Below are 22,753 nucleotides of genomic sequence, written 5' to 3' on the forward strand. Positions count from 1 at the left end.
CGCCTCTGGCTGTGTGGGCTAGCGCGCAGTGTCGTCCCGGGCGGGGCGGGCAGGGGCCGTGGGCGTAGGGCCAAGGACGTCATCCGGCCGGGGTGGCTCCGGCCGGAGGCGCAGCCCCGGTGCGAGGGCCAGCGTGACCACCAAGGACACGGCTGCTGTTCCGGCGATCGCCGTCGAAGCAGATGTGTGCTCGGCGAGGCCACCGGCGAAGGCGGCGCCGAGGCCCTGGAAGGTGAGCATGCCGGAGGTGTGCAGCCCCAGGGCAGCCCGCTCAGCTCGACCGGCGTCAGGAGCACCAGGCGCTCCTGGAGCAGCAGGCTCGCGGCGTATCCGATGGTGGCGAGTGCGACGGCCGCCATCGCCACCGGGAGCGAGGGGCGCAGGGCGAACAGCAGGTATGGGGCGGCGAGCAATACACACAGCGGGACGCCGAGCCGCTCGCGCAGGCGGTGCGGCAGGAAGCGGCCGGCCAGGGTGTCGCCGGCCAGCATGCCGAGCGCGCCGCACGCGAAGAGGAGCCCGGAGTTCCGGGGTGCGTAGGGGACGTAGAGGGACTCACAGCCGACGACCAGCCCATTGGGCACCCACAGAGCCAGCAGGACGTAGCGGCGGGGTCTGGAGGACCACAGGACGGCGTTGCTCCGCCAGGTGCGGGTGACCGAGGGGCGTCCGGTCGCGCGGGGCGCGCGTCCGGCGAGGCCGAATCGCGCGACGGCAGCGGCCGCGACGTACAGGGCGGCCCCGACCAGCAGCGTCCCGCGCGGTGACAGGGCCGCCATCAGCGCGCCACCGGCCGCGAAGCCACAGGTCTGCAGGGCGCCGACGGACATGTTGAGCACGGAGCGGCCGAGCAGATAACCCTCGGGGGAGAGAAGCTCGTTGAGCAGCCCGTAGCGCACACCGCCGACCGGCGAAGCCGGCACCCCGAGCGCAAGCAGAAGGGCGAAGGCCGCCATCACCGGGAGTCCGGGCAGGGCCTGGGCGACGCTGCCGAGGCCCAGGAGCAGTGCCATGCCGGTCAGCGCGGCGCGTGGTGGCAACCGGTCGGCCGCCGACAGCAAGGTCGTCGCGCCGATCACCTGGGCGAGCGAGGGGCCGAACATCGCGAGGGCGGACAGCAGAGGCGAGCCCGTGGCGCCGTACATCAGCACGCTCAGCGCCAGGCCGCTGACCGTCTGACCCGCCACCTGCAATGCGGTGCACAGGAAGAGCGGTGTGAACTCCGGTGTGCGGAAGAGCTCTTGATAGCGCATGGGTGGGAGTCTCGAAGCCCCCGCCGAGGGGGCGTTACTGTTTCGCGGGGAGGCGAAACCATGGGGTGGTGGCTGGTCAGCGCGGACACCCTCGCGGGCAGCCGGTTCGTCGTCTCCCCGCTGGCCGAGGTGACCGCGAGCCTGAAGACCCTGGAGCGGGGCACGGCCGCCCACCCGGGTGAGCGGGCATGGCTCGACGCCCATCTGCCCGCCTACCGACGCCGGCTGGCCGCCGACCCGGTCACCGCGCTGCTCATACGGGTCGGGTTGGGCCGCAGTTGGAACGCGACGTTCCTCACCCCGACGCCGCCGGGCGAGGGGGAGCAGGCGTTCGAGGAGGAGTTGGCGCGCATCCGCGGGACGGCGCCCGCCGTTGCCCGCACAGATCTGACGGTGGCGCTGAACGGCCCGCTCCCCGCGCTGCTGCGAAGGTCCGATCTGCCGCGGCGTGCCGCCGACCTGTTGGCGTGGGTCTGGACGGAGGCGGTCCTGCCCTACTGGACACGGCGGCGGCGCGTCATCGAGGCCGATGTCGTGGCGCGAACGGGGCAGTTGAGCCAGGGCGGCTGGGCCGCGGCCCTGGGCGACATGCGGCCCGAGATGCGCTGGCTGGGGGAGAGCCGGCTGCGGATCAACGCCTGCGACTACCCGCCGCTGACGCTCTCCACGGCGCGGCTGATGTTCGTCCCGGTCACACCGCGTCCGGGGTGGGTCTCCTGGGACGCACCCCCGGCTTGCGGAAGCACGCCCACCCCGCACCGGTACGCCGTGGTGTATCCCTGCTCCGGCGCGCTGGCAGAGGCGGACCGCACGCCGGTGCCGGGTGGCCTGGGGACCTTGCTCGGCCCGGCGCGGGCCGGCGTCCTCGTCCTCCTCGACACTCCCAAGAGCACCACCCAGCTGGTGGCGCTGACCGGGCAGGGGCTGGGCTCGGTCGGCCGGCACCTCAAAGTCCTGCTCGATGCCTGTCTGGTACGGCGCCGACGCGCCGGGCGTTCCGTGCTCTATTACCGGACGGACACGGGCGAAGCACTGGTACATGCCCAGCAGCCCCAGCAGGGCGGATAAGGGCACCACGACGCACCACGCAGCACGGCGACGTCCGCGGCCCCAAGGCTGAGCACATCGAGTACGCCGACGCGGGGCCCGGGGACCTGATACGTCGATGCCCTGTGCCCGGAGGCGTTGACGCATTCGGCCGCCTCCGGCCCGCGCGTGCCCCGGACCTGCCCCCTTGCGCACCGGCCGTAGACTGAGGCGGTGTCGGGCAGGTCCCTGCTCCGCCCGGCCACCTGTTCACCACCCTCCGCGGCCGGAGCGGAAAGTTCTGCCGCCCGGACACGCCGGGCCGGCGAATCGGGTCCGACCCGGATCCGGCCGCGTGCCGCAGCCGATTGCGCGGTGACAGGTAGCGATCCTCGGCCGATCCGGCCGTCCGGCCGCACGCAGATCTCCCCCCTGCGGGGCCTGCTCGTCGTCACACGTCACGCAGCCGGTGCGCCGGCTCCCCGCGCCGCATGTGCACCGCACAGCGCCGAAACGGTGAGCACCGGCCGGTCAGCACGATCCCCGGCACCGCCGGTTCATGGTCATCAACGCGGTCTTCGCTTCGCTGTCTTCCCTGTCTCCGGCCGGGCCCACAGGCGTAGCCGACCGCCTGCGAGGAGACAGTTGTGAAGCTCAGTGCCCTGCTCGACGCGTACGTCCACCACGTGGTCCAGGGGGACGCGGAAACGCAGATCACCGCCGGAATGACCTTCGACATCCCCCAGGTGAAGCCCGGGGCGCTCTACATCGCGGTACCACGGCACGAGGAGGGCGGGCCCGGAGGAATCGCCGAGGCCGTGGCGCGCGGCGCGGTGGCGGTGCTGGCGCAGGACGACACCCCGCTGCCCGAGGAGCTGCCGGACGCCGTCTGCCTGGTGCTGGTGGCTGACGTCCGCGCCGCGGCCGCCGGCGTCGCCTCCCGCTACTTCGGCGATCCCAGCGACGCCATGGACGTGGTGGCGATCACCGGAACCAACGGCAAGACCTCCGTCTCGTACATGGTCGAGTCGGCTCTGCGCATCGCCGAAGGCGCGAAGGTAGGGGTCATCGGCACCTCCGGAAGCCGGATCGGCGGAGACAGGATCCCGATGCCGCGCTCGGTGCTGAGCACTCCGGAGGCGCCGGATCTCCAGTATCTGCTCGGCCATATGCGCGACCGGCGGACGGGAAGTGTGGTGCTGGAGGCCACGTCCATGGGCCTGCTGCAGCGGCGGCTGGATCACGTCTCCGTCGACATCGGTGTCTTCACCAACCTGACCCAGGATCACCTCGACGATCACGGCACCATGGAGAACTACAAGAACGCGAAACTCAGCCTCTTCGAAGGGCGCTGCGACCGCGCGGTGGTCAACGCCGACGACCCGGTCAGTGCCGAGATCCTGGCCCGGATGCCCGGAGCGGTGACCACCTACGGCCTGGACGCACCCGCCGACTACCGGGCGACCGACCTCGTCGTGGACGCCGCGGGCAGCCGTTTCACGCTCCACCACGACGGGCGCAAGTATCCCGCGGCGATCCCCGTCCCGGGCCAGTTCTCCGTCGCGAACGCCCTGGCCACCCTGGCGGCCTGCCATCTGCTCGGGCACGACCTCCAAGGGCTCGTCGCGGCCCTGGACCGGATGCCGCCCACCCCCGGCCGGTTCGAGCGCTACCGCACCGCGCAAGGTGCCTGCGTGATCGTCGACTACGCGCACTCCCCTGACTCCCTGGAGAAGGTCCTCGCCACGATCGGCGGCTTCGCCACCGGCCGGGTGATCACCGTCTTCGGCTGCGGCGGCGACCGGGACACCACCAAACGCGCCATCATGGGCAAGATCGCGGGGGAGCGCTCCGATCTGTGTGTCCTCACCTCGGACAACCCGCGCGGCGAGGACCCGGAAGCCATCCTCGATCAGATCGTTCCCGGTCTCGTGGCCACCGGTACGCCCTTCCACCGGGAGGCCGACCGCCGCTCGGCGATCGCCTACGCCCTGTCCGCCGCGCGGCCCGACGACGTCGTGCTGGTCGCAGGGAAGGGCAGCGAGCCCCACCAGATCGTCGGTGACCAGCTGATTCCCTTCACCGACATGGCCGTGGTCCGCGAACTCTGCGCATGACCCGCTGGTGGACGCCATGGTGCGTCCACAGCTAGGCAGGCACACCGCTCGGGCACACACCGCCTCGGCACGCACACCGCCCTCCGAGCCCGAAAGCCATACGGCACAAGGCCATTGGCCGAAAAAGCCTCTTATCCGGAGGGCCCACCCGGCCTAGCGTTGACTCCGTGACCAGATCTCATAACTGGTCACGGAAACGGGGGAGCAGGTGTCGGACCAGACGGAGCGCGGTGAGCGCATCCTGGCAGCGGCGGGCGAGTTGCTGCTCGCCTGGGGCTACCGGCGCGTGACCATCGATGAGATAGCACGCCGCGCCAAGGTCGGCAAAGGCACGGTCTACCTGCACTGGAAGACCAAGGACTCACTGCTCCTGGCCGTCGTGCTCAGCAGCAAGACGCGCAGTCTGCGACGGCAGCTGGAGCGGATGCGCGCCGACCCGCTGGAGATCCTGCCGAGCCGGACATCGCGCGGGTACTACCGCGACTTCCTCAGCGACCCGGTGCTGCGCGCCGTGCACACCGACGACTCCGACATCCTCGGCCGGCTCAACGACAGCGCCGCCACCGAGCTGACAGAGCTGGTGACACAAGGCCACCGGACGCTGCGCCGCCACCTCGAAATCCTGCAGGCGCACGGCCTGCTGCGCGACGACACCGAGCCGGCCCACCAGCAGTACGCGCTGCTGGCGATGCTCACCGGCTTCTTCATGAGCGAGGTACTGATCGCCGACCGTGCCCCGGGCCCCGCGGACATACGGACCGACATCCTCGCGCACACCATCCGCACCGCGCTGGAGACCCCAGCGAGCTCCGCCGCCTCCGCCACCGCGCTCGCCACCGCGGCCGCGCCCGGGATCATCGCGCTCTACGAGCATCTGGAACAGCTCAGCACCTGGGAAATACGGCGGCGCTGCGTCACTGACTCTCAACCAGGAGGGAACGAACGATGACCGCAGCACCCACCAACCCGTTCACCGAACATGTCGGCAAGCACCCCGGCGAGCCGAACGTGATGGAACCGGCTCTCCTCGCCGACCCCTTCAGCGGCTACGGCACCCTGCGCGAGCAGGGACCGGTCGTCCGCGGACGCTTCTTCGACGACTCACCGGTGTGGTTCGTCACCCGCTTCGACGACGTCCGCGACGTCTTACGAGACCAGCGCTTCGTGAACAACGGGGCGACCGCACGGGGTGATTCCGTCGAGGACCCGCTGAGCCGGCTCATGGAGACGCTGGGCCTGCCCGAGCACCTCGCCGAGTACTTTCGCGGATCCATCCTCAACAACGACGCCCCCGACCACACCCGCCTCCGCCGCCTGGTGTCCCGTGCCTTCACGGCCCGCAAGATCACCGATCTGCGACCGCGTGTGGAGCAGATCACCGACGATCTGCTGGCCCGGCTCCCCGACCACGCAGAGAACGGCGTCGTCGACCTCATCGAGCACTTCGCCTACCCGCTCCCGATCACGGTCATCTGCGAGCTGGTCGGCATCCCGGAGGCGGACCGCCCGCAGTGGCGGGCATGGGGCGCCGACCTCGTCTCGATGCAACCGGACCGGCTCGGCAAGTCCTTCCCGGCTCTGGTCGAGCACATCCACGAACTGATCCGCATCCGACGCGGGGCGCTCACCGACGATCTGCTCAGCGACCTCATCCGCACGCACGACGACGACGGCAGCCGGCTCAGCGACGTCGAGATGGTCACCATGGTCCTCACCCTGGTCCTGGCCGGCCACGAGACCACCGCCCACCTCATCGGCAACGGCACGGCCGCGCTGCTCACCCACCCCGACCAGCGGCGGCTCCTGCAAGGCGACCCGGCCCTGCTCCCACGTGCCGTCCATGAGCTGATGCGCTGGTGCGGACCGGTGCACCTGACCCAGCTGCGCTTCGCTGCCGAGGATGTGGAGCTGGCCGGCACGCTCATCCGAAAGGGCGACGCCGTTCAACTCGTGCTGGTTGCCGCAAACTTCGACCCCCGCCACTACAACGAACCCGAACGCCTCGATCTGACCCGGCATCCCGCGGGCCACGCCGAGAACCACGTCGGCTTCGGTCACGGAATGCACTACTGCCTGGGCGCCACCCTCGCCCGGCAGGAGGGCGAAGTCGCCTTCGGCGCTTTGCTCACGCGCTTCCCCGATTTGTCTCTGGGAGTCCCGGCGGACCGCCTGGAGCGGGTGCCCTTGCCCGGCAGCTGGCGGTATACCGCACTGCCGGTGCGCCTGTAGGCGCGCCGCCAGTAGTCGGCCGGGGGAGGGAGGGGAGGCGGCCGTCCGGTGGCCGGACTGCCGACATGGAGTCCATCGCCGGGCCGTAGCAGGCGAGGAGAACGGGCTGTGCGGCCAAGGGTATTGCCTCTGTCCCCGCACCCCCCGGTTCCCTCTCTTCCCCCGCTTCCCCCGTTTCCTCGTTCTCTCGCCGTCCCTCGCGTCCGGCCTGACGTCCCTGCGCAACCCGAAAGGCTCCCCGCAACAGTGCGCGCGGTGCGCGCAGTGCACGGGGAGCCTTTGGGCAGAAGCCGGGCAGAGCCCGCCTCGGTCAGGACTGAGGCCGGCTACCGTGGTTGGCTCCGTTCTTACGACGTGCCTTCTTCTTACGACGTCGCTTCGACGACATGTCGTCTCCTTTCTTCGCGATGGGTTTCCCCGGATTTCTACCATTTCATAGAGGTCTGCCACCAGGCGATCTCGGGACCGGCTACCCGGACCTTGGGACGGCATTCCCGTGAAGCACGTCACGATCCGCGCGCCCACATGTGAGAGGTGAGCGCCCTTGGGGCACGTCAGGTACGGCCGACGCCCTTCGATGAGGGCGGAGAGATGCAGTGCGCCCCGTCTGAGCCGCGGGGGAGGGATCCCTTGGATCGTAACGGCCGCAGCGACGGGACCCTCATAAGTCACCCTTAATTCATGGCTGTTGGCGAATGTGAGGTGTGGTGCCCATGCCGTCGGAACGACTCCTTGACCTCAACCTGAATTGAGGTTCTACGGTCGGGCCATGACCAAGATCTTGGTGACCGGCGCGACCGGAACCGTAGGCAGTCTCGTCGTCTCCTCACTGGTGGGGGCGGGGCGGGACGTACGCGCGCTGGTGCGCGAACCGGGCAGGGCTGCGCTGCCCACGGGGGTGGAGGTCGCGCGAGGTGATCTCTCGTCCCCGCAGACGCTGGAGTCCGCGCTGGACGGGGTGGACAGCGTGTACCTGATGTGGCCGGGGCTTCCCGTGGACCCCCGTGTGGTCGAGGTGATCGCCAAGCGCGCCCGGCACGTGGTCTACCTGTCGGCCGACGTCACGGACCTCGACGACGATGAGCCGGCCACGATCTTTCACCAGGACATCGAGCGGCTGATCAGGAAGTCGGGCGCGAGCTGGACGTTCGTGCGGGCCATCGACTTCGCCACGAACACCCTCGGGTGGGTCGACCAGATCAGGCAGGGCGTCGTGCGGTGGCCGTACGGGCAGGCCGCCAGGTCGCTGATCCATGAGCGCGACATCGCGGATGTCGCCGTACACGCGCTCACCACCGAGGGGCACTACGGAGCCAGGTACGTGATCACGGGGCCCGAATCGATCACCCATGCCGAGCAGGTCAGGATCATCGGCGAGGCGGTCGGGCGCGAGGTGCGCTGGGAGGATCTGCCGGTGGAGACAGCGCGCCGGCAGCTGGTGGCGGCCTGGGGGAACCCGGCGTTCGTGGAGGCTCGGCTGGAGGCGTGGCGGGCGTTCGTGGACTCGCCGGAGCGCGTGACCGACACCGTGCAGCGGTTGCTGGGGCGGCCCGCCCGCACCTTCCGCTCATGGGCGCAGGACCACGCGGACGACTTCCGCTGAGAGAGCGGGGGCAGAGGCGGAACCTCTCGGCGGGCGCCTCCGCCCCCGCTCCGGCCGACGGATGATCACAGGCTCTCGACGAGCGCGACATGGCCGAACCCCACAAACCCAGCGACGTCGACTCCGTCGATCACGGCACCTCAACAGCTGCTATTTCCCTGGCAGAGTGAGTATCAAGTCGATCTTCCCCGCATCCAGACCGCGCGGGGGAGTTGTCTCACTACTACAAGGGGGTTGCTTCAGTGAGTGCGGAAAAAGAGGACGTGGTGATCACCGGTCTCGGAGCCACCACACCACTCGGCGGCGATGTCGCCTCGACCTGGTCGGCGATGCTGGCCGGTCAGTCGGGGATCAGCGCGATCGAGGAGGAGTGGGCGGCCGATCTGCCGGTGCGTATCGCGGGCCGGCTCAAGGTCGAACCCACCGAGGTCCTGGACCGGGTGCAGGCCCGCCGTATGGACCGCTGCGAGCAGGTCGCGCTGGTGGCCGCCCGAGAGGCGTGGGCCGACGCGGACACGCCCGACGTCGACCCGGACCGGCTTGCCGTGGTGATCGGTACCGGCACCGGGGGTGCCCTCACCATGCTCGGCCAGGACGACGTGCTCGAAGCCTCCGGTGTGCGGCGGGTGTCACCGCACACCGTCCCGATGCTGATGGCGAACGGCCCCGCCGCCTGGGTCAGCATCGAACTGGGGGCCCGTGGGGGTGCCCACACCCCCGTCAGTGCCTGCGCGTCCGGGGCCGAGGCCATCGCCATGGGCCTGGACCTGATCCGCCTCGGCCGGGCCGACGTGGTCGTCGCCGGTGGCGCCGAAGCCTGCATCCACCCGCTGCCGCTGGCCGGGTTCGCACAGGCCAAGGCGCACTCGACGCGCAATGACGCGCCCCAGCGGGCATCGCGCCCCTTCGACGTCGACCGTGACGGCTTCGTCATCGGCGAGGGGGCCGCCGTGGTCATCCTGGAGCGCGCCGGATTCGCCGCGGCCCGAACCGCCCGCGTACACGCGAGACTCGCCGGAGCCGGTGTCACCTCCGACGCCCACCACATCACCGCCGCCCACGCCGACGGCCAAGTACGGGCGATACGCCGTGCCCTGGCATCCGCCGGACTCTCCCCGCTCGCGATCGAACACGTCCACGCGCATGCGACGTCCACCCCCAAGGGAGACCTCGTCGAAACCCGGTCGATCGCCGAGGCCATCGGTCTCCATCCGGCCGTCACCGCCACCAAGTCGATGACCGGACATCTCTTCGGCGCGGCCGGAGCGCTCGGCGCACTCGCAGCGATCCTCGCGGTACGCGACGGGGTCGTCCCCGCGACGCAGAATCTCGACGCCCTGGACCCGGACGTGAAGCTGGACGTCGTCGCCGGCCGGCCCAGGGAGGGCGCCCTGACGGCGGCCCTGGCCAACTCCTTCGGCTTTGGTGGCCACAACGCCTCACTGGTGTTCACACCAGGTTCCTGACCTGGTGTGACCCCCGCCTGCCCGGGCATCGGGGCCCTCGGGCGGCCGGGCTCGGCTCCGCCGCAGTGGCTCACCGGCCTGCGGCGGGGCCGCGGCGCCTCGGCCGCGTTCCCGGCCCCTTTGCCCACCCCCACGTGCAGGGCCCGCTCCGCGGCCGGAGAGTACCGTGGTACTGGCTGGTGACGCGTGGTAGGCGGGCACGGCAGTGGGCTCGCCGGCGTCTGTGGTGCCGGCAAATTGGATGGGTCGTATGGGCACCTCGCAAGACAGCCGCCTCTCCGGAGACGGGTTCTTCGATCTCACCCGGACCGCTGTGATGATGGTCGATCCCGACGGGGTGGTGCGGGGCTGGACTCGGGGCGCCGAGAGCCTCCTCGGCCACCAGGCGTCGCAGGCCCTCGGCCGGTCGGTGGAGGAACTCTTCCCCGCGACCGAGTCCCGGCCGGGGCAGGACGGGAGGTGGACCGCCCGGCTCGCGGAGGCCGGTGGCTGGAGCGGACTGGAGGCGGTGCGTCGCCAGGACGGGCACCGCCTCGACCTGGAGCTTCGGATCCTGCCGGTCCTGGACTCAGATGCGCGTTCCGGTCGCCTCGTCATGGCCGCAGAAATCTCGCAAACACCCTGGTCAGGGGTCAATCAGTCGCTGCTGGACGGGATGTTCGGCCTGTCGCCCGTGGGCGTGGGCATGCTGAACACCGAGCTGCGGTACGTGTGGATGAACGACACCTTGGAGCGGATGGGCGGCACTCCCCGTGAGGAGCGGCTGGGGAAGCGTCTGGGCGAGGTACAGCCCGGGCTCGCAGTGGAGTCCATCGAGGCGGAGATGCACCGTGTGCTCGACACGGGGGCGCCGTCCGCCGGCTTCGAGTATCTAGGCCGCCCCCAGTCCGATCCTGATCGCGAGCACGCGTACTCCACCTATTTCTTCCGCCTGGAAGACGCGTCCGGTCACCCTCTCGGAATCTGCTACATGACCCTCGACGTCACGGAGAGCTATCGCGCGCGGCAGCGGCTGGCCCTGCTGAACCGTGCCGGTGAGCGCATCGGCAGGTCCCTTGACGTCCTGCAGACCGCACAGGAACTCGCGGATGTGGCAGTGCCGGATCTCGCCGACTTCGTGACGGTCGACCTCTTCGGCTCGGTGCTCGGCGGCGCCGAGCAGGCTCCCGGCCCGGTCGACGCCGGCGATCTGCTCACCCTGCGCCGCGCGGGGCAGAAGTCCGTCCGCGAGGGCTGCCCGGAAGCGGTGGTCGCCGTCGGGGAGTTGGCCGGTTATTCCCCGTCGTCCCCTGTCGTCCTCGGCCTCACCGACGGCAATGCCTCACTGGACTCGCACCTCGATCTCTCCGAGGGCGACTGGGCGGAGGAAGACCCCGAGCGGTCCGCGCATCTGCGCGGACTCGGCTTCCATTCCCTGATGGTGGTGCCGCTGCAGGCGCGGGGGATCTTCCTGGGCGCGGCGGCGTTCGCCCGGTGGCAGGCCCTGGGGCCGTTTCAGGCCGACGACCTCGTCCTCGCCGAGGAGTTCGTCACCCGCGCCGCCGTCTCCATCGACAACGCCCGCAGGTATACGCGCGAGCACGCCGCCGCTCTGACCCTCCAGCGCAGCCTGCTGCCGCGCGAACTGCCGGAGCAGGTCGCGGTGGACGCCGCCTACCGCTATCTTCCCGCCGATTCGCGCAGCGGTGTCGGGGGCGACTGGTTCGACGTGATTCCGCTTTCCGGCGCCCGGGTCGCCCTCGTCGTCGGCGACGTGGTCGGCCACGGGCTGCACGCCGCGGCCACCATGGGCCGGCTGCGGGCCGCGGTGCAGGCGTTGGCGGGCATGGATCTGTCTCCGGAAGAGGTGCTCGCGCATCTGGACGACATGGTCAACCGGGTGGCCAGCGACACGCACGCCGACGACAGCGTGATCGGCGCAACCTGCCTCTATGCGGTGTACGACCCGGTCCGCTGCTGCTGCACCTTGGCGCGTGCCGGCCATCCACCGCCGGTGGTGGTCAGCCCGGCGGGCGCTTCCCGGGTCCTGGACCTCCCCGCGGGCCCGCCGCTCGGGTTGGGCGGCATCCCCTTCGAATCCACGGAACTCGCCCTGCCCGAAGGCAGCCTGCTCGCGCTCTACACGAACGGGCTCTTGCTGGGGAAAGCACTCGATGTCGACGGAGGCATCACCCGGCTGCGCACCGCCCTGGCGGCTCCGCAGGCCGCGTTGGACGACGTGTGCCAGGCGGTCGTCAGCGGCTTGCCGGGTGCCCGCCCGATCGACGACGTGGCCCTGCTGGTGGCTCGCACCCGGGCCCTGCCGCAGGCGCAGGTGGCGACATGGGACATCCCCGCGGACCCCTCCGCGGTGTCCGAGGCACGGCGGAAGGCCGCCGGGAAGCTCGCCGAGTGGGGTCTTGAAGAGCTCAGCTACTCCGTGGAACTGATCGTCAGTGAGCTGGTCACCAACGCCATCCGGCACGCGTCCACCCCGATCAGTCTCCGGATCATCCGGGCGCGCGACCTGATCTGTGAGGTGTCGGACCACAGCAGCACCGCGCCGCACCTGCGTCATGCACTGGCTACCGACGAGGGAGGCCGCGGACTGTTCCTCATCGCCCAGTTCGCCCAACGGTGGGGTACGCGTTACACCGCCGATGGCAAGATCATTTCTGCTGAGCTGCCGCTTCAGGCCGTGGCGGACGTCGAGGGGACGGAAAACCTGGACGACCTGATGGAACGCTTCGGCGAGCCGGCTCCCCTCAGCGACCCTGACACGTGATGCCACCCGGCCGCGTGCGGGGGGGGGGGGGGGCAGGAGCCAGCAGGAGCAATGTCCTTCGCCATGACAGGACTTCGGCCCCCTGGCCGGACTTCCGGACCATGGCGGGTTCCGGACCATGGCAGGGCTACCGGCCCACCTCAGTGGCTTCGGTCGCCCGCCGAGGCCATGCCCAGCCAGGTGTGCGGATTGCCCTCCCAGCACCAACCAAGCTTCGGGGCACCCTTGCTGATCCACAGGGCCGGGACCCGGCGGTCCCCGAGGCGGGTGCCGCCGAGCGAGAAACACTTGTTCTTGGCCAGTGCGTGCGGGAATTGAGTGAGGAAGGCAATGCCCTCCTCGATGGTGAGTGGGGTGCGCTTCCGCTCCGCGAGGGTCGCCAGGGCATCCGCCGGGACGACACCGCAGAATTCCTCGCCCCGCTCGACATCGAAGGCGACGTACACCTCACCCTCGGGGAGCGCCAGTTCCTTGAGCGAGACGAAGCGTTCCAGCTCGCCCGGGGCGTAGAAGCGCTCGATGACGCCGGGGCCGCGCTTGCCCGCGAGCGTGGTCAGCGGCACCGCTTCCTCCAGGGGGACGAGCACCCTGGTGACCACCAAGAGGAACGGCGCCCGGCCCTCGCTCGGCGAGCCCGGCGTCGCCGCCCGGGCGAGCACCGGCTCGCGCAGCGGCTCGACGAGTGTGCGGAACGCGGTCTCCGTCATCCCGGCAAGGCCCGGATACCCGCCGGCGACCAGGGTGTTGACCTGGCGGTCGAACTCCTCGCGGGCGTCGAATGCAGTCATGGGGACCCTTCCGTGGCGGCGAGGTCAAACTTACTATCGACGTAAATTTACATCGAATGCGCATTCCGCGTCAAGGGTAAACTTACGTCGGGTGTAAGGTTGCCCCATGGGTATCGAACCGACCGGGCTTCGCGAATCCAAGAAGCAAGAGACCAGGCAGCTCATCTCCGACTGCGCGACCAGGCTGTTCATCGAGAAGGGCTTCGAGTCCACGACGATCGCCGACATCGCGGCCGCCTCCCGCGTCGCCAAGAAGACGGTCACCAACTACTACGCCCGCAAGGAGGACTTGGCCTTCGACCGCCAGGAGGAGTTCATCTCCGGCCTCGCCACCGCTGTCTCACGCCGCGCCGAAGGTGAGTCCGCGCTCGAGGCGTTGCTTCGCGAGTTTCTCGCCGGGGTGGAGCGGCGCGATCCGGTGATCGGGTTCTCCGGAGAGGAGTTCGCCCGGATGATCGCGGACAGCCCCACGTTGCTCGCCCGCCTGCGCGACATGCACGATCAGCGGGAGGCCGCGCTCGCCGCGCTCCTCGCCGCCGAGACCGGCGCAGCTCCCGACGACATCACGCCCCGGGCGGCCGCCGCCCAACTGGGCGGCGCCCACCGGATCCTGTTCCAGCAGATACTGGAGCTGACCCTGGACGGCCGGAGCGACGAGCGGATCGCGGAGACGGTGACCGGGGCCGCCCACCGTGTCTTCGCGTTGCTGGCCGGCGGCCCGCTCGCCGACTATGCCGCGAAATGAGGGCGGCGCGACCCACGGTTGCCCGTAGTGCCGGAGCGGATGCCGCCGCCGCGGGGGTGCGTCCGAGATAGCCACAACACCCCGTGCGGCGCGAAGATTTGGCATCTGCGGACAACTATGAAACGCCCGTGAACGTGACACCAGGCGTCGCCGTATTGCCCCTCGACCGACCCCGGGCCCCTGGGGGTTCACGATCGAGGACAGGAGTGGTGGATGTCCCGGAAGAGAAGAGTTGGTCGGACCCAGAAGATCATCGTGGGAGTCAGTGCCGCCGCGCTGGTCGGCGGTGTCGCCATCACGATGACGGGCACCAGCCACGCGTCGGCGGCCTGCGAAGGACTGGCTGCGGCGCTGAGCCGCAACGAGCAGTTCGTCGCCGCCCAGCAGGCCGATCCGGATGCCCAGTCGGCTGCCCGTATCGCCAACCGCAAGGCGGTGATCGCGCAGATCGGTGAGCAGCAGAAGGCAGCGGGTTGTTCGGGAGGAGAAGGTGACGAGGCCGCCGCACCGCCGACCAACGGCACACCACCCGCATCGGCGGAACCCTCCGCATCGGCGGAGCCGCCCGCATCGGCGGAACCTTCGGCGTCGGCCGGGCCGCCCGGTCAAGGCGGTGCGGACGCGTCCGCCGGGCCGGACGACCAAGCGCAGGACCCGGCGCAGCCCTCCGCCGACGTCGTCTGCAAGGGTTCGACGGTGACGCTCTCCGGCGAGGGCGGCGCACCGGCGGCCTCCAGTGACCAGTTCCCCACGGGGACCGAACTGAAGGTGACGAACCTGGACAACAACAAGTCGACGACGGTGACCGTCACTTCGGCGTCGGGGAGCTGCGCGCTCCTCAACAACGCCGCATTCGAGCAGGTGCGGGAACCAGGCAAATTCCTCATCCGCCGTGCCCTGATCGAGCGGGTGGAGTAGGCGGGACGATGAGGGCCCCGGCCGGGAGGCGGCCGGGGCCCGTTCACCCGGCGGCGTCCGACTCGGCACGGAGCCGGTAAGCACGCCTATGGGTAAAGCACGCACCCGGTAAGACGCAGAAGGTAAGACGTAGTCGGTAAGACGCAGCCGGTACGGGCGTGGGCCGGGAGGCGCGACGCAGGGCTCAGCGGTCGGAGTAGCTGAAGTCGCCCACCGTCCACGCGCTGACATCTACCAGGGCGACGCGGTACATCCCGCCGGTCTCGGGAATCCCGACCGCTCCCTGAAGAATGCGCGCGACATGGAAATGCAGGTGAGTGGGCGGCGTCTCGGGGTCTGCGGAGGGGGTGTCCTTGCTGCCCGAGGTGAAAAGGGCGGAGAACGAACCGAGTCGCTCCGATTCCTTCAGCACCTCAGCCACGCGTTGCCTCCACACGGACTCCGGTGCCAGGCGTCCGGTGAGGACGGTGCCGTGGACAACCACAGTGAGGGACATCTGATTGCTCTGCTCCGACTCCACCCTGGTGGCGATGTCGACGAGCAGCTCATCGGGCTTCGACATGACCGCAGAGTTTACTACGCAGGGGTGTCGCGAAGGACTCCGCCGGGCGCACTTCGGCCGCCGGCCCGGGAGTGGCTCCGCCACCGGGGAGCCGGCCTGCGCCCCGGCTCCCGCTGCTCACCCGGAACGGGACGTACGGCGCCGACGTGTACCGCGGCAGGCGCAGCCGGCGGCGCCGTCGCGGATCTGACGGTAGGTGGGATTGACGGCGCGGCCGCAGTGCGCGCAGCGGCAGGGCCAGGGATCGTAGGCGCCCGGACACGGCACAAGGGGGATCAGACCGGCGGTATGCATCAGACGCTCCGCGACGGTGCCGGGGCCGGCTCCGGCGGGAGGCTGGGCCGGCTGCCGGGGGAGCGGCGGCGCGGGTGCGGGCGCCGCCTGCGTCCGCCGCTGCGCCGGCGCCCGGAGCTGAGCCTGTGGTTGAAGCTGAGCCTGGGGCTGGGGCTGTGCATGGGGCTGTGCATGGGGCTGTGCATGGGGCGTGTGCTGTGCGGGGATCTGCGGCTCCCGTGCGGGCGGAGGCGCCGAAGGGCGCGGAGCCGGCACCGGCGGGGCGTAGTCGCTTGCGTGCCATTGATGCAGGCAGTCGGCGCACCACCACAGTAATTCGCCCCCACCGTAGACGCCCTCGTCCTCCCACAGGAGGTCTTTGCCGCCGCACGAGGGGCAGGGGGCCTCGGGAACGCGGCGTCGGCGCAAGGGGAAGTTCATGAGGGGGACCTGGTCATCGTTCTCCGACTTCGTCTGCTCGGTGTCGTCGTTGCAAAGGATCCTTCGTCGGGCGGCGCCCGGTCGGCACATGGTCCAGCCGGCCCGTCGTACGGACTTGTGGCATTAAGGCACTCATTCCCCGTTCGTGGCCAGGCCACCGCCTGACGGAGGGGCGGCGTGCGAGGGGGAGGGGCCGATGCGCACCGCTGCCCCGCCCGGCTGCCCCTCTGGGCCACACGCCGCCAGGGTCACCCGTAAGAGGGGCGGGACGTGTTGTCCGGGTGACCCCTCACATTGCGTATGACCACATCGGGTACATCGAGAGCCCCATAGGCGGCTCAGCGAAGAGGAGACTTCATGCGCCTCGCACTCGCCACATCAGTTGTCGTCGTTCTTACGGGCGTCCTGGCTGCGGCAGCTCCCGTGGCGCTCGCCGACTCCGTGTCACCCGGGGCGGTCGGTCCGGGTGACACCGTCACCGTCACCGTCAGCTGCGCACCCGTCGGAGTGGTCACCAGCACGATCTCGGGTAACAGCCAGGCCCTGGCCCAGGGCCGCTTCGTCCTGCACAGGACCAGCGACAAGGGCAATGCCACCTATCGTGGCCAAGCCAAGATCGCCTCCCGGGCGGCGGGCGGGCAGTACCACATCGACGGCACCTGCCCGGACGACAGGACATGGTCCGTCAAGGTCAACGTCAAGCCCCGCAAGCAGACCGAATCCGCCCGTCCGACGACCGTCACGAGGCCCCCCAACGCCGGACCTCGCACCCACACGGGCGGCCCCGGTGGCACCACCGAGCCCGGCAGCGCCACGCTGTCCGACGCCGCCAAGCCTGCGCTGGCCCCGGCAAGCTACGTCGTGTGAGCCCCTCGCTCGGGGCCGCCCCGCGCGCCCCCGTCCTCTGACCTCAACAACGCGGGTTCGGGCACGGCGATTCCCTTCCCGCAACCAGCGCCCCCGCTCCCAGCCGCTGGCGGCCCGGGAGACAGTGCGACCCCCGCTTCGTGGGTGCGGTCGTGGTGCGTCAGGCGGGTGGTGAGGGAGAGACCGGTCGAGGGCGAATGCTGCCGATCCCGCGCTGACGAGGAGGTAGAAGGGGCAGGTCCATGACCGCTTGGCTGTCTGTCGTCTTCGCGCTGCTCGCGGCGCTCAGCAATGCGCTGGCCACGGTGTTGCAGCGACGCGCCGCACGGACGCTGCCGGTATCGGCCAAGTTGCGTCTCGGTCTGCTCGTCGATCTGCTGCACCGGGTCGTGTGGCTGGGCGGCATGCTCGCGGTCATCGCTGCCGCCTGCTTCCAGGCGCTGGCGTTGTCGGAGGGCGCGCTGTCGGTGGTGCAGCCCCTCTTCATCCTCGAACTGCCGCTCGCCCTGCTCATCGGGCGGGTGCTGCTGGGCGGAAGGATCTCTCGCGGTGGCTGGGTGGGCGTCGGGCTGATCGTGGTCGGGCTGGGCTCGGCGCTGACGGCTGCCGCGCCCACCATCGGCAACAACCATGCACCGGTCAGCCGTTGGGTGCCCGCGCTCGTGGTGTGCGCTGTGGTGATCGCGGTGGTGGTCGGTGCGGCGCTGCGCCGAGGGGCCGGGGGAGTGCGGGCAGCATGCTTCGGAGCGGCCACGGCAATCGCCTACGCGCTCACCGCGGCTCTGATGAAGGACGCCACGTACGCCTGGCAGACCGGGGGCCCTGCCGAGTTCTTCCTTTCCTGGCAGACCTACGGCTTCGCGCTCGTCGGCGTCCTGGCGCTCTTCCTCCTGGAGAACGCCATGCAGTCGGGCCCGCTGACCGCCTCGCAGCCGGTCCTCACCCTCGGGGACGCGCTGGTGAGCCTGTCCTTGGGCGTCACCCTGTACGACGAACGCGTACGGACCGGCTGGTGGCTGCTCATCGAGGGCGCGGGTGTGGGGCTGATCCTGTGGGGCGCCGTCCTGCTCTCCCGTGTCGCACTGGCACGGGACTTGGTGGGTGGCGAGGGCGGCACACCCACCGAGGAACGCGCGGCCGGGTCCAACCCCGGCCCCGCGGAATGTGAGCGCGCGTCATGGAAGGGGCGTGATACGCCGATCTGACGCAGGTCGAATGATCTGCCGCACTTCCCCCTGTACGTCCTCCCGTACGTCACAGCGGTCCCGGCAGCGTAACGCGGCATCAAAAGCGCATAAAGATTGCCGGGATCAGGCAATATGCATGTCCGGCTGCGTATGAGACGCTCCTTCTGTTCACGCGATTGTTGAAACGGGGGAGGGCAGCCGGGTGAACTGGTTTCTTGGGCTCGGCATCGCGGGGGTCGCGCTCCTGCTTTTCGCGCTGGTCTTCGACGGAATCCTCGAAGGGCTCTTCGGCGGCTTTCTGGGCGGGTTCTTCGACGGGCTGCTGTCGCTCCCGGTCGTCGCGGGCTTCCTGTCGATGTTCGGTTTCAGCGGCGCGATCGTATGGGGCGGTACCGGGCTCGGGTTGGGAGCGGCCGTCGGGGTGGGCACGGCGGCCGGTGTTGCCGCGGGGTGGCTGGCGTGGAAATTCAGCCGCGTCCTGATGCGCGATCAGACCGACCCCGTGCCCCGGCACGAGGATCTGGTCGGCACCGCGGGGTCGGTGGTGACCGCCATTCCCGCCGACGGTTACGGAGAAGTGCTGCTGCGACTCGCGGGACATCCCGTGAAGCTGGCGGCCAAGAGCGAGCACCCCGTCGCCCGGGGCGCCGAGATCTGGGTGGAGGCGTCACTGTCGTCCACCTCGGTCGCAGTCCGCCCCGTGGAGCGCTGACCGGCCTTCCGGACGCACCCTCACCGTCCGTGGGCCCCCGCCGCGTCGGCCGCAGCCGGGCGGCTCACCGGGCGACCGGAAGGCCGGGAATCGGGTCACGGCTACCGCCCGTTGCTCCGCACCGTGGTTCGCGGTCGTCCGCCCTCACCGCCCGCTGCGGCCCGCGCCGGCGTCCGCCCGTACCCACCGCGGCCAATGCCACATGACCGCCTGCCACCACTCGTCACGACTCTCACCATCAGCCCCCGACCACTCGTCCGCATCACCACTCAACGCAGACCACCACCGCCCACCTTCCAATTGCCTCCGTCGAGAGGCACGGGGGAACCACTATGAACTCAGTAGTTGTCGCCGTCGTAGGGGTCGTCGTACTCCTCGTCCTGCTCGCCCTTGCGGTGATCACTCGCTACAAGGTCGCGGGCCCCAACGAGGCTTTCATCATCACCGGCCGCCGCGGCAAGAAGTCCACCGATCCGGCGACCGGGCGCGTCAGCATCGACAACAGCGGCCAGAAGGTCGTCGTCGGTGGTGGCGTGTTCGTCGTCCCGTTCGTCCAGCAGCGGTTCTCCCTGGACCTGTCGAGCCGGCACATCCCGGTCGCCGTCAGGGGCGCCGTCACGCTGCGCGGTGTGAAGGCCAACCTCGATGGCGTCGCGATCGTGAAGGTCGGCGGCAGCGAGGACGCCATCCGGGCCGCGGCCCAGCGCTTCCTCCAGCAGCAGAAAGGCATCGTCGGCTTCACCCAGGAAGTGCTCTCGGGTGCGCTGCGCGCCATCGTCGGCCGGATGTCGGTCGAGGACATCATTCGGGACCGCGCTGCATTCGCCGGCCAGGTGGCCGAGGAAGCGGAGGCCAGCCTCTCCGGGCAGGGCCTGATTCTGGACGCCTTCCAGATCCAGGACATCACCACCGAGGGCTCCTACCTCGAGGACCTGGGGCGCCCCGAGGCCGCCCGTGCCCGGCAGGAGGCCGACATCGCCGAGGCCAACGCCAAGCGGGCCTCGGAGCAGGCCAGGCTGAAGGCGGCCGAGGAGATCGCCATCGCCGAGCGGACCTTCTACCTGAAGCAGGCCGAGATCAGGGTGGAGACCGAGGCGGCAGCGGCCCAGGCCGACGCGGCGGGCCCGCTCGCCGAGGCCGCACGTCGGCAGGAGATCCTCTCCGAGCAGGAGAAGGTGGCCGAGCGCCAGGCGGCGCTGACCGACCGCGAGCTCGACACCAAGGTCCGAAAGCCGGCCGACGCCGCTCGTTACCAGGCCGAGCAGGAGGCCGAGGCCCGCCGTATCGCCCAGGTCAAGGAGGCCGAGGCGGAGGCGCAGCGGTCCCGGCTCACCGGTGAGGGTGAGAAGCTGCACCGCGCGGCGCTCGCCGAGGCCGTACGGATCGAGGGTGAGGCCGAAGCCGCCGCGATGGCCGCGAAGGGCGCGGCCGAGGCGGCGGCGATGCAGAAGAAGGCCGACGCCTTTGCGCAGTACGGTGACGCGGCCATCCTTCAGATGCTGGTCGAGGTACTTCCGCAGGTCGTCGCGAAGGCGTCCGAGCCGCTGAGCGCCGTGGACAAGATGACCGTGATCTCCACGGACGGTGCGAGCCAGCTGTCCCGAACGGTCGCCGACAACGTCGCCCAGGGCATGGAACTGCTCAACTCCACCACGGGCGTCGACCTGGCCGAGCTGCTCAAGGGCATCACGCAGCGTGGCTCCGCCTCCGCGGCCGCCACCGCGCCCACCACCGAAGGCGCGCACCTCAACGGGCAGATTCCGATCACGGACTGAGGCCTGACGGCCCGAGGGCATACCGGAATTGCGGAACAGCGGAACAGCGTAATGGCGGAGTGAGGGTGTGACGGACTGAAGGGCCGGCGACGGTCCCACGGTCCGGCGCGAATCATGGGAGTCCGGTCGGCGGTGGTGGCGCCGGCCGGACTCCTTGCATGGAGGCACTCCGCTCGCATCGCGGTACGCCGTCGCCCGTGCGGGCCGCGCTTCTCGCACAGCCTTGGTCAGCCCAGCCCAGCCCCCCAGCCGGCCACGCCGTGCGGCTCCTCAATCCTGCTCAGCCCTGCCGTGCCGTCCCGGAGGCGGTGGCAAGGAGAGCCTGTGCCTGGTCGCGCGCGTGGGTGATGGGGTCGGGGAAGACGGCCAGGCCGTGGGCGACGAGAGCGCCCTCGTGCAGCAGCATCAGCGACCTGGCCAGGTCACCGGCTTGCTTCGGGCGGATCTCCTCGGCGAGTTCGGTGAAGAGGGCGAGCATCCATGCCTTCTGCCCGACGATGATCGGGTGGGCGGGGTGCGAGGGATCGCTGATCTCGGCGTGTGCGTTGACCATGCTGCACCCCTTGGTGCTGTGCTCCTCCGACCACGCCCGTGAGGCGTCGAAGACGGCCAGGATGCGCGCCACCGGCTCCTGGCCGGCGGTGTCCAGGCGCTCGGTGAGGAAGGCCCGCCAGCGTTCGTCGCGGTCGGCGAGGTACTCCACGACGACCTGCTCCTTGGAGCCGAAGCGGTCGTAGATCGTCTTCTTTGTCACCCCGGCCTCCGAGGCGATCAGATCCACCCCGACGGCGTGGATGCCCCGCTCGTAGAAAAGCCTCGCGGCTGCCTCCACGACGCGGGCCGCGGCGGGCGTCATCGTGATCCGCCGGGGTGTCTGTGCGGTGCCCATGGCCCCAGTGTATACCGATCTGTATAGTGGACTGGTATACCGATCTGTTTACTGGAGGGCGCGACATGAACTTCCTGCTCTCGATCGCCTTCGTCGTCTGCTGGAGCTCGGGTTTCATCGGCGCCAAGCTCGGCGCCGGCACCGCCTCCGCGGTCACGATCCTGATGTGGCGGTTCCTGCCGCTGGCCGTCGTACTGCTCGTCGTCTCCGCCTGCTTCGCCCGAGCGTCCTGGCGAGGTCTCACCGGGCGGGCGGTGGCCCGGCAGATGGTCGTCGGCCTGCTCTCGCAGAGCGGCTATCTGCTCACCGTCTACTACGCGATCCAGCTCGGCGTCTCCAGCGGCACCACCGCCCTGATCGACGGGACCCAGCCGCTCGTCGCCGGGGCGCTCGCGGGGCCGCTGCTGCGGCAGTACGTCTCGCGCCGTCAGTGGCTCGGCCTGTCCCTCGGAGTGACCGGAGTGGTCATCGTCACCACGGCCGACGCCGCGGCGGCCGCCGGCGTGGCGTGGTGGGCCTACCTCGTGCCGTTCCTCGGTATGGCCTCCCTGGTGGCGGCCACATTCGTCGAGAGCCGCTCCCGTGTGAGGGTCGCGCCCAGCGTGGCGATGACGGTGCACTGTGCGACAAGTGCCGTCGTTTTCACCGTACTTGCGACGGTGGCCGGGGCGGCCGGACCGCCCGCCGAGCTGTCCTTCTGGGCGGCCATCGGCTGGCTCGTGGCCCTCTCCACCTTCGGCGGTTACGGGCTCTACTGGCTCATCCTGAGGCGTTCCGGGGTCACCAAGGTGAACACGCTCATGTTCCTCATGGCTCCTGTCACGGCGCTGTGGGGCGCCATGATGTTCGGTGAACCCTTCGGTCCACAGACCGCCATCGGGCTCGCTGTCGGCCTCGCGGCCGTCGTCATCGTCCACCGCGGTGACCCGCCACGTCGCGACGCGCCGGCACTTCGGTCGAGGGTTCGGGGGGCCGTTGCATCGGAGGCCGATGAGCCAGGGTCCGCTGAGCCGGACGCGGTTGAGTCAGAGGTCGTTCAGGCGCCCCGCCGTGACCACGTCTCGTGAAGCGGGAGATGCCGAGGTCCCATGGCTCGGGGGAATCAGGTCAGTTGACCGCCCCCGCCGAGTAACCGGTG

The 22,753-nt window shown here is 70.2% G+C and carries 18 protein-coding genes and 1 pseudogene; 14 read left to right on the forward strand and 5 right to left on the reverse strand.

Going from position 1 to position 22,753, the window contains the following annotated elements:
• Window positions 1-18: 18 nt before the first annotated feature.
• Window positions 19-1,253 (reverse strand): annotated as a pseudogene (locus tag ACH4FH_RS34490) (MFS transporter).
• Between the two features lie 60 nt (window positions 1,254-1,313).
• Between ACH4FH_RS34490 and ACH4FH_RS34495 the strand changes: the two are divergent.
• The 4 genes from ACH4FH_RS34495 (at window position 1,314) to ACH4FH_RS34510 (ending at window position 6,625) form a co-directional block, all read left to right on the forward strand.
• Window positions 1,314-2,321: an ArsR/SmtB family transcription factor gene (locus ACH4FH_RS34495; RefSeq protein WP_398559897.1), complete on the forward strand. Its 1,008-nt coding sequence runs from the start codon at window positions 1,314-1,316 to the stop codon at window positions 2,319-2,321.
• Window positions 2,322-2,926: 605 nt separating this feature from the next.
• Window positions 2,927-4,396, forward strand: a complete 1,470-nt coding sequence (locus ACH4FH_RS34500) for a UDP-N-acetylmuramoyl-L-alanyl-D-glutamate--2,6-diaminopimelate ligase (protein ID WP_398559898.1) — start codon at window positions 2,927-2,929, stop codon at window positions 4,394-4,396.
• A 208-nt stretch (window positions 4,397-4,604) separates the two neighbouring features.
• Entirely contained in the window at window positions 4,605-5,345 is a 741-nt protein-coding gene (locus ACH4FH_RS34505) for a TetR/AcrR family transcriptional regulator (protein ID WP_398559899.1), read from the forward strand.
• On the forward strand, window positions 5,342-6,625 hold the full coding sequence (locus ACH4FH_RS34510; protein WP_398559900.1) for a cytochrome P450: 1,284 nt from the start codon (window positions 5,342-5,344) through the stop codon (window positions 6,623-6,625). The genes ACH4FH_RS34505 and ACH4FH_RS34510 overlap by 4 nt, the downstream gene beginning before the upstream one ends.
• A 310-nt stretch (window positions 6,626-6,935) precedes the next feature.
• Here the strand turns inward: ACH4FH_RS34510 and ACH4FH_RS34515 are convergent, their stop codons facing one another.
• Entirely contained in the window at window positions 6,936-7,013 is a 78-nt protein-coding gene (locus tag ACH4FH_RS34515; RefSeq protein WP_370443954.1) for a 50S ribosomal protein bL37, read from the reverse strand.
• A gap of 381 nt (window positions 7,014-7,394) precedes the next feature.
• Between ACH4FH_RS34515 and ACH4FH_RS34520 the strand changes: the two genes are divergently transcribed.
• The 3 genes from ACH4FH_RS34520 to ACH4FH_RS34530 all read left to right on the forward strand — a co-directional run bounded on the left by ACH4FH_RS34520 (window position 7,395) and on the right by ACH4FH_RS34530 (window position 12,458).
• Window positions 7,395-8,228 carry an NmrA family NAD(P)-binding protein gene (locus ACH4FH_RS34520; protein WP_398559901.1) on the forward strand — a complete coding sequence of 278 codons (834 nt, stop codon included), beginning with the start codon at window positions 7,395-7,397 and terminating at the stop codon, window positions 8,226-8,228.
• A 242-nt stretch (window positions 8,229-8,470) separates the two neighbouring features.
• On the forward strand, window positions 8,471-9,694 hold the full coding sequence (locus ACH4FH_RS34525) for a beta-ketoacyl-[acyl-carrier-protein] synthase family protein (protein WP_398559902.1): 1,224 nt from the start codon (window positions 8,471-8,473) through the stop codon (window positions 9,692-9,694).
• Between the two features lie 250 nt (window positions 9,695-9,944).
• Entirely contained in the window at window positions 9,945-12,458 is a 2,514-nt protein-coding gene (locus tag ACH4FH_RS34530) for a SpoIIE family protein phosphatase (protein ID WP_398559903.1), read from the forward strand.
• Between the two features lie 140 nt (window positions 12,459-12,598).
• On the opposite strand, the gene ACH4FH_RS34535 is transcribed toward ACH4FH_RS34530, so the two are convergent.
• Complete coding sequence (locus ACH4FH_RS34535; RefSeq protein ID WP_398559904.1) at window positions 12,599-13,246, reverse strand: DUF5701 family protein; 648 nt, start codon at window positions 13,244-13,246, stop codon at window positions 12,599-12,601.
• Between the two features lie 106 nt (window positions 13,247-13,352).
• Between ACH4FH_RS34535 and ACH4FH_RS34540 the strand changes: the two genes are divergently transcribed.
• Both ACH4FH_RS34540 and ACH4FH_RS34545 read left to right on the forward strand, forming a co-directional pair.
• Window positions 13,353-13,991: a TetR/AcrR family transcriptional regulator gene (locus ACH4FH_RS34540; RefSeq protein WP_398559905.1), complete on the forward strand. Its 639-nt coding sequence runs from the start codon at window positions 13,353-13,355 to the stop codon at window positions 13,989-13,991.
• Window positions 13,992-14,204: 213 nt separating this feature from the next.
• Complete coding sequence (locus tag ACH4FH_RS34545) at window positions 14,205-14,909, forward strand: hypothetical protein (protein ID WP_398559906.1); 705 nt, start codon at window positions 14,205-14,207, stop codon at window positions 14,907-14,909.
• Window positions 14,910-15,093: 184 nt separating this feature from the next.
• Here the strand turns inward: ACH4FH_RS34545 and ACH4FH_RS34550 are convergent, their stop codons facing one another.
• Window positions 15,094-15,471, reverse strand: a complete 378-nt coding sequence (locus ACH4FH_RS34550) for a hypothetical protein (RefSeq protein WP_398559907.1) — start codon at window positions 15,469-15,471, stop codon at window positions 15,094-15,096.
• Window positions 15,472-16,542: 1,071 nt separating this feature from the next.
• Between ACH4FH_RS34550 and ACH4FH_RS34555 the strand changes: the two genes are divergently transcribed.
• From ACH4FH_RS34555 to ACH4FH_RS34570, 4 genes are all read left to right on the forward strand, one after another.
• Window positions 16,543-17,052 (forward strand): hypothetical protein, encoded by a 510-nt coding sequence (locus ACH4FH_RS34555; RefSeq protein ID WP_398559908.1) that lies wholly within the window; start codon window positions 16,543-16,545, stop codon window positions 17,050-17,052.
• A gap of 242 nt (window positions 17,053-17,294) precedes the next feature.
• Complete coding sequence (locus ACH4FH_RS34560) at window positions 17,295-18,257, forward strand: DMT family transporter (protein WP_398559909.1); 963 nt, start codon at window positions 17,295-17,297, stop codon at window positions 18,255-18,257.
• 184 nt (window positions 18,258-18,441) lie between these two features.
• On the forward strand, window positions 18,442-18,951 hold the full coding sequence (locus ACH4FH_RS34565) for a hypothetical protein (protein ID WP_398559910.1): 510 nt from the start codon (window positions 18,442-18,444) through the stop codon (window positions 18,949-18,951).
• 332 nt (window positions 18,952-19,283) lie between these two features.
• Complete coding sequence (locus ACH4FH_RS34570; RefSeq protein ID WP_398559911.1) at window positions 19,284-20,726, forward strand: flotillin family protein; 1,443 nt, start codon at window positions 19,284-19,286, stop codon at window positions 20,724-20,726.
• Between the two features lie 280 nt (window positions 20,727-21,006).
• Here the strand turns inward: ACH4FH_RS34570 and ACH4FH_RS34575 are convergent, their stop codons facing one another.
• Entirely contained in the window at window positions 21,007-21,615 is a 609-nt protein-coding gene (locus tag ACH4FH_RS34575) for a TetR/AcrR family transcriptional regulator (RefSeq protein ID WP_398559912.1), read from the reverse strand.
• 65 nt (window positions 21,616-21,680) lie between these two features.
• Here ACH4FH_RS34575 and ACH4FH_RS34580 point away from each other — a divergent pair, with 65 nt between their 5' ends.
• Window positions 21,681-22,682: a DMT family transporter gene (locus ACH4FH_RS34580; RefSeq protein WP_398559913.1), complete on the forward strand. Its 1,002-nt coding sequence runs from the start codon at window positions 21,681-21,683 to the stop codon at window positions 22,680-22,682.
• The last annotated feature ends 71 nt before the right edge of the window (window positions 22,683-22,753 follow it).

The sequence above is a fragment of the Streptomyces sp. NPDC017993 genome (assembly GCF_044328065.1).
In the GTDB taxonomy this organism is placed as follows: Bacteria; Actinomycetota; Actinomycetes; order Streptomycetales; family Streptomycetaceae; genus Streptomyces.